This is a genomic window from Mesorhizobium sp. M7A.F.Ca.CA.002.15.2.1 (assembly GCF_003998715.1).
Classification (GTDB): Bacteria; Pseudomonadota; Alphaproteobacteria; order Rhizobiales; family Rhizobiaceae; genus Mesorhizobium; species Mesorhizobium ciceri.
On record NZ_RZPI01001026.1, the window covers coordinates 1 to 1213 of the forward strand.

The following is a 1213-nucleotide window of genomic DNA, read 5'->3' on the forward strand; positions in this document are numbered from 1 at the left end:
TGCTCGGCCCGCTCCTGCGAGATGTCGGCAAGCTGCCAGGCCAGCATCGGCAGCCGCTGGCCCGGAACGCTGAAGGCGCGGGCGCGCGCGCGGTACCAGCGGGCGCCCGGCTCGGCACCGGGCCGAATGGACTGTGCGAGCCTAAACTCGCCGTCGCCCGGCTGGCCGTCGCGAAGGCCGGACGCCAGGCGATAGATCGTCACCGAGGCTTCGGGGACATCCGAGAGCAATCCCTCGACGGTCTTCAGGTCGGCAGCGGACGATGCTCCGGTCATATCCGCATAGGCGCGGTTGGCGTAGACGACGCGGCCCTTGGTGTCGGTGACGAGAAGCCCCTGCGACATCGAATCGACGAAGGATTTCGACAGTTCGTCGCCTGTCGAGCGTGGCGTGACCTGCACGAAGCCGATCGCCGTCGCGAACAGGAAGCCGACGCCGATCATCGCCAGCACGCCGAGCATGCCGAGCAGGAAAGGATCGCCGAGGCGCTCGCGGAAAAGACCGAAGACGATCGCGGCCCCCGTCAGAACGACGATGAAAATGATAAGCCGGGTAACCGCGCCCGGTCGCGTATTCTGGTCGACGATCGGTACCGGATAGAAATCGCCGCGCGCTTCCTTGGCCATGTGCCCCCTGCTCGTGAATTCCGGTGTTCCGACACCCGCCCCGTACCGGGTTGAATCACATTCTCCTAGTCCGGAAAAGGCCTGGGCGGCAAATGTCGGATAAAAATGATGTCTTCCGGCCTTCGGAGTTTTTCAAGCTGTTCAACAGCGTGAAACGCAACTTGCGGTGGCCCGCTGCAACGGTCTAGTGTCTTATCACTTCCAAGGGGCGATCAGGGGAAACCAATGCAATGGCTCGATAGCGTGGCAGGTCCCGGTTATGCCGCAGCATTGTTGTGGACGTTTGCAGCGCTCGTCCTGCTGGTCATCGTTCTCGTCATCGTCAAGCTGGTGCGCAACCTGACATTCGGAACCTTCGTCGCCGGCGGCCGGAACCGCAAGACGCGACTGGCCGTCATGGATGCCACCGCCGTCGACAGCCATCGCAGGTTGGTGCTGATACGCCGCGACGACATCGAACATCTGCTTCTGATCGGCGGTCCGACCGACGTCGTCGTCGAGCGCGATATCCGGCTTTCGGCGCCGCGCCGGCCGGCATTGACTGGAGATGGCGGCTTGCAGCCGGTTCCGGCCGCCGGCGACGAAGG

1 protein-coding gene and 1 pseudogene are annotated in these 1213 nt (G+C 64.0%); one reads left to right on the top strand and one right to left on the bottom strand.

What is annotated here, in order from left to right:
- On the bottom strand, positions 1-626 hold a 626-nt coding region (locus ENZ74_RS32230), incomplete at its 3' end, for a PAS domain-containing protein (protein ID WP_127313307.1).
- 225 nt (positions 627-851) lie between these two features.
- On the opposite strand from ENZ74_RS32230, the pseudogene ENZ74_RS32235 reads away from it, so the two are divergent.
- Positions 852-1213: pseudogene (locus ENZ74_RS32235) on the top strand (flagellar biosynthetic protein FliO); the annotation flags it as partial.